Source organism: Streptomyces niveus, from assembly GCF_001723055.1.
Classification (GTDB): Bacteria; Actinomycetota; Actinomycetes; order Streptomycetales; family Streptomycetaceae; genus Streptomyces; species Streptomyces niveus.
Map to the genome: position 1 here is coordinate 1 of NZ_MDCR01000176.1, position 5,805 is coordinate 5,805.

The window sequence follows — 5,805 nt, forward strand, 5'->3', positions numbered from 1 at the left end:
GGGGCTTGGGTGTTGCCTCTGCTCGCGAGACGGGAGTGGTGGTCTCGGGCTGCCCCTGTCCGCGCCGGGCGGGTGGAGCCTGGGCGGCAGGCTCTCCAAGCGTCCCGGAGTCGGGCCGGGCGGAAACGCGTTTCGCTTGTTCCGTCTGCCCGCCCACCTGCTTCGGCTCCATGCGCCGCTGGCTGGCCTTCAAATAATCTAGGTAATAGGCGTTTTCCGGCAAAGTAGCCTCCTGGTCGCTGGGTCAATCAGACGAGCGCCGCCCTGTGCTCCAACAACGGAGTCAGGGGCGCAACGGTTCACCCGCCCCGCCCCCGCCGCACCCGGGGGCGTCAACCGTGACGGTGTCCCGGTGTCACGCGATCTTCGCGCCGTACACGTGCGTCACCGTCATCGTCATCAGGACGCGGCGGTCGGAGACCATCACCGCCCGGTACTCGTCCCAGTCCGGGTGTTCGCCGGAGGCCCGGCGGTAGTACGCGACCAGGGCCTCGACCTCCGGGCCGTGCGGGTCGGTGCCGGGGCCCGTGAGGGTGACCGGGCCCTCGGCCGTCGCCCAGGACCAGCCGTCCGCGCTGGTGACCTCCAGGGCGGCGCGGGGGTCACGGCGCAGGTTCGTCGTCTTGGCGCGGCCCTCCGTCATCGATACGAGGAGTACGCCGGCCTCCTCGTCGTAGAAGGGCATCACGGGGGACAGCTGGGGCAGGCCGTCCGACTTGATCGTGGCGAGGACGCCGATGCGGCTCGTCGCCAGCAGGGCACGGGGGTTGAAGGTCATCTCTGTTGATCCTGTTCTTCCTGGGACTCGCGGAACTCTTCGACAGCTTCGACCAGCTTCGCGCAAACCCCGCCGCCGTGGCCCTCCGCCACGGCCCGCGTTGAACCGTTCCTCCTCCGGAGTCGTTGCGGTGTGCGGGGCTCGTGCGACGCCACGCCCCGACACCGTAGGGGCACGCGCGGCCCGACAAGGAGTGACATTCGTGAACTTCACCACCCCCCACCTCAGAGCGCGCCTGGCCAAGCGCCCCGTCCGTACGGGCCTGGTGCTGGGAGCCGCGCTGGGCGTCGTCGTCGGTACCGCGTTCTTCGTCGTCGAGTCGCCCGAGATGTCCCTGGCGGCCGACTCGGTGGGCGGCCCGATCACCGGCTTCGCGGGCAAGTGCGTCGACGTGGCCGACGGCAACAGCACCAGCGGCACGACCGTTCAGCTCTACGACTGCAACGGCACCCCGGCCCAGCAGTGGTCCAACCCCGGTGACGGCACCCTGCGGGCGTTCGGCAAGTGCCTGGACATCCGGGGCGGCGGCACCGCCGACGCTGCGGACGTGCAGCTGTGGGACTGCAACGGCGGGCCCGCCCAGCAGTGGGTGGTCAGCCAGGCCAACGACATCGTCAACCCGGCCGCGAACAAGTGCCTGGACGTGCGCGCGTACAACAGCGCCAACCGCACGCCGCTCCAGATCTGGCCCTGCCAGGGCGCCGAGAACGAGAAGTGGTACCTGTCCGGGGGCGGTTCGCCGGCTCCCGAGCCGGACGTCCCGCCCACCGGCGAGGGCGGTGGTGAGGATGAATCCACCTCGGGATTCGTCGTCAGCGAAGCGCAGTTCAACGAGATGTTCCCGAACCGGAACGCCCTCTACAACTACGAGGGGCTGAAGGCGGCGCTGAGCGCCTACCCCGCCTTCGCCACCTCCGGCGACGACACCGTCAAGAAGCGGGAGGCCGCCGCCTTCCTCGCGAACATCGGCCACGAGACCGCCGGTCTGCTCTACTCCGTCGAGCAGAACACGGCGAACTACCCCGCCTACTGCGACGCCGCCCAGCCGTACGGCTGCCCGGCCGGCCAGGACGCGTACCACGGCCGCGGCCCGATACAGCTCAGCTGGAACTACAACTACAAGGCCGCGGGCGACGCGCTCGGCATCGACCTGCTCAACAACCCGTCCCTGGTGGAGACCGACGCCGCCGTCGCCTGGAAGACCGGCCTCTGGTACTGGAACACCCAGACCGGCCCCGGGACGATGACCGGCCACGACGCCATCGTCAACGGCGCCGGATTCGGCCAGACCATCCGCACCATCAACGGCGCCCTGGAGTGCGACGGCAGGAACCCCGCCCAGGTGCAGAGCCGGGTGGATTCCTACCAGCACTTCACCCAGCTCCTGGGAGTCGCGCCGGGAGACAACCTCTCCTGCTGATCTGAAAACCCCCTCCGCACCCCCTCCGCACCCCCGTGCGCACCGCCCGACGCGATGCCACGGGGGTGCGTCGCGTCCCGGCGGCACCGGTCCGGGTGAATACGCCCTCCGTGCCGGTGGATCTCTCCCACGTATGGGCTACTTTTGAATCTCCGGAGCGGGGCATTAGGTTAGGCTCACCTAAGCGATTTGGCCGTTCTGTCCTGTCAGGAGGGCCCGATTCCCCACCCCCCAGCCGAGGTTGAAACTGTCGTGTCCGTCCAGTTCCCGCCCTCCGCCGCGCCGCTCGCCGCCCACCCCGTGGACGTCCTGCCGGCCCCCGTCCGCACCCGACTGCTGGAACTGGCGCGCGGCGCCGAGCCCGTGTCGGCGTACGTGTACGACGGAGCCGTCGCCGCCGCGCGCGCCCGGGAGCTGCGGGCCGCGCTGCCCGAGTGGGCCGCCGTCTACTACGCGGTCAAGGCCAACTCGTACCCCGGCATAGTCGGCGCGCTCGCCCCGCACGTCGACGGCTTCGAGGTCGCCTCCGTCCATGAGCTGGAACTCGCCTTGGAACATGTGGAGTCGGGGGAGATCCCCGCCGTCGTCGCCGCCGGGCCCGCCAAGTCCGTACCCGTCCTCACCGCCCTCGTCCGCGCCCGCGTCGAGGCCGTCAACGCGGAGAGCCTGCTCGAACTCCACCGCGTCAGCCGTATCGCCGTCGCCGAAGGCGTCACCGCGCGCGTCGCGCTGCGCGTCAACCCGGCCGACATCCCGATCAGCGGCTCGCTCCACATGGGCGGCGCGCCCTCGCAGTTCGGCGTCGCCGAGCCCGACGTGCCGGACGTGCTGCGCGCCGCGCGCGAACTCCCCGGCCTCGACATCGTCGGCTTCCACATCCACGCCGCCTCGAACAATCTCGACGCCGACACCCATGCGGCGTACCTTCGTTGGTGCGTCGAGTGGAGCGTGGCCACGGCCGCCGCGACCGGCGTCGAGCTGCGGCACGTGGACATCGGCGGCGGCATAGGTGTCGCCTTCGAGGGCGAGACGCCCTTCGACATGGCCCGGTTCGGTGAACTCGCCGCCCTCGTCGAGCCACCCGTGGGGGTGAAGGTCGTGCTGGAGCCCGGCCGGTTCCTGGTCGCGGACTGTGGCTGGTACGCGGCCGAGGTGACGGACGTCAAGGCGTCGTACGGCGAGTGGTTCGCCGTACTGCGTGGTGGAATCAACCACTTCCAGCTGCCCACTTCCTGGGACATCGTGCACAACGTCGCCGTGCTGCCGGTCGACGCGTGGGAGGCCGGCGAGGAGTGTCCGAGGCCCGTCGCGGAACGGACGCGTGTCACCGTCGTGGGCGAGCTGTGCACACCGGAGGACACCCTGCTTCGGGACGTCTTCGTCGAACGGGTACGCGCCGGTGATCTCGTCGTCTTCCCCAACGCGGGTTCCTACGGATGGGAGTTCGCCATGCACTCCTTCCTGGGGCACCCGGTCGCCGGGCGTCATCTGCTCGCGTAGGCCGTTCACTTCTCCTGACTCACCACCCTCATACTTCGGAGCCGTTCCATGACCGTTCCCGCCGTCACGTTGCCCGCGTCGTCCGGGCGATCCGCGGAAGCCGCCGCCGACTCCATCCTGGAGCGGCAGCGTGCCAGGGAGTCGTCCGCCCGTACGTACGCCCGTTCCTTCCCGATCGTCCCGGCCCGCGCCCACGGCATGACGATCGAGGGCACCGACGGCCGCCGCTATCTCGACTGCCTCTCCGGCGCCGGAACGCTCGCGCTCGGCCACAACCACCCCGTCGTGCGCGAGGCCATCCAGCGCACGCTCGACAGCGGGGCCCCGCTGCATGTGCTCGACCTCGCGACACCCGAGAAGGACGACTTCACCGACGCGCTGTTCGAGACGCTGCCGACGGCGTTCGCCGACCGCGCCCGCGTGCACTTCTGCGGGCCCGCCGGGACCGACGCCGTGGAGGCCGCGCTGAAGCTGATGCAGACGGCGACCGGGCGGCGCGGGGTGCTCGCGTTCACCGGCGCGTACCACGGCATGACGGCGGGCGCGCTGGCCGCGACCGGGAGCGTGGCCGTCAAGGAGCCCGTACCGGGCGGGGGCGCGGCCGGCGGGGAGGTGACGCGGCTGCCGTACCCGTACGCGTACCGCTGCCCGTTCGGCGTCGGCGGCGAGCGCGGCGCCGAGCTGGCCGCGACGTACACCGAGCGGCTGCTGGCCGATCCGTCGGGCGGTGTCGTACGGCCGGCGGCGATGATCCTGGAGGCGGTCCAGGGCGAGGGCGGGGCCGTGCCCGCGCCCGACGGGTGGCTGCGCGAGATGCGGCGCATCACGCGGGAGCGGGACATCCCGCTGATCGTGGACGAGGTGCAGACCGGGGTCGGGCGCACCGGCGCCTACTGGGCGGTCGAGCACAGCGGCATCGTGCCCGACGCGATGGTGATGTCGAAGGCGGTCGGCGGCGGGCTGCCGCTGGCGGTGATCGTGTACGACCGGGAGTACGACGGGTGGCTGCCCGGCGCGCACACCGGCACCTTCCGGGGCAACACGCTGGCGATGGCGGCGGGCGCGGCGACGCTGCGGTACGTGAGGCGCGAAGGGCTCGCGGAGCGGGCGGCGACGGTCGGCGCGCGGATGTCGGCGCGGCTGGACGGGCTGCGGTCCGAACTCCCCCTGATCGGTGACGTACGCGGGCGCGGGCTGATGATCGGCGTCGAAGTCGTCGACCCCGAGGGGCCGTTGGACTCCTGCGGGTCACGGCCGGTCGCGCCGGAGCTGGCGGCGCGGGTCCAGGAGGGCTGTCTGCGGCGGGGGTTGATCCTGGAGCTGGGCGGGCGGTTCGGGTCGACGGTCCGGCTGCTGCCGCCGCTGGTGATCACGGACGAGGAGACGGAATCGGTGCTGGAGAGGCTGACGGACGCGATCGCCGAGGCGTTCTCGTACGGTGCCGCGGGGCGGGCGGCGTGACGACCGAGGCGCTGGGCGCCGCCGTCGAGGAACTCCTGCGGCCCGTGACCGGTACGGCGTTGTCGGGCGGGGCGGGCGGCGCGGCGGCTCTGGAGCCGCTGGTACGCGAGGTGCTGGGCGCGCTCGCGGAGGGCGCGGCGCGGCGCGGGGGGCCGGTGGCGGCGGCGTCGCCCGCCGATCTCGCGGGGGGTGTGGCGGACACGTTCGGCGCAGCGCGCGGTACGGAGGCGCTCGGGCGGCTCACCGAACTCCTCGCGCACGGCAGCGCCGACCCGGCCGACTCCGCGTGCGCGGCGCATCTGCACTGCCCGCCGCTGGCCGTCGCCGTCGCCGCCGACCTGGCGGTCTCCGCGCTCAACCCGTCCCAGGACTCGTGGGACCAGGCGCCTGCCGCGACCGTCCTGGAAACTCTCCTCCTTGAGGAGATGGCGGGCCTGGTCGGGTACGACCCGGCCGAGGCGGCGGGCGTGCTGACGTCGGGCGGTACCGAGTCCAACCTGATGGGCCTGATGCTGGCCAGGGACCGGGTGCTGGGGGCCGCGACGGGGCGGCAGATCGAGCTGACAGGGGTGCCGAGGGCCGGGGCGGGTGTCGGCCTGGGTTCGGCGGCCGGGGCGCGGCCCCGCATTCTGGCGTCCGCCGCCGC

The 5,805-nt window shown here is 72.2% G+C and carries 5 protein-coding genes; 4 read left to right on the forward strand and 1 reads right to left on the reverse strand.

Going from position 1 to position 5,805, the window contains the following annotated elements; translation table 11 throughout:
• Positions 1-355: 355 nt before the first annotated feature.
• Positions 356-778 (reverse strand): PPOX class F420-dependent oxidoreductase, encoded by a 423-nt coding sequence (locus tag BHU15_RS20990; RefSeq protein WP_023540091.1) that lies wholly within the window; start codon positions 776-778, stop codon positions 356-358.
• A gap of 280 nt (positions 779-1,058) precedes the next feature.
• Between BHU15_RS20990 and BHU15_RS20995 the strand changes: the two genes are divergently transcribed.
• The 4 genes from BHU15_RS20995 to BHU15_RS21010 form a co-directional block, all read left to right on the forward strand.
• Positions 1,059-2,198, forward strand: coding sequence for a glycoside hydrolase family 19 protein (locus BHU15_RS20995; RefSeq protein ID WP_069628608.1), 1,140 nt, complete (start codon positions 1,059-1,061; stop codon positions 2,196-2,198).
• 252 nt (positions 2,199-2,450) lie between these two features.
• Positions 2,451-3,698 carry an alanine racemase gene (locus BHU15_RS21000; RefSeq protein ID WP_069628606.1) on the forward strand — a complete coding sequence of 416 codons (1,248 nt, stop codon included), beginning with the start codon at positions 2,451-2,453 and terminating at the stop codon, positions 3,696-3,698.
• Between the two features lie 48 nt (positions 3,699-3,746).
• Entirely contained in the window at positions 3,747-5,159 is a 1,413-nt protein-coding gene (locus tag BHU15_RS21005) for a diaminobutyrate--2-oxoglutarate transaminase (protein WP_069628607.1), read from the forward strand.
• The coding region (locus BHU15_RS21010; RefSeq protein WP_255293166.1) for a pyridoxal-dependent decarboxylase at positions 5,156-5,805 on the forward strand (650 nt) is incomplete at its 3' end. The genes BHU15_RS21005 and BHU15_RS21010, both read left to right, overlap by 4 nt.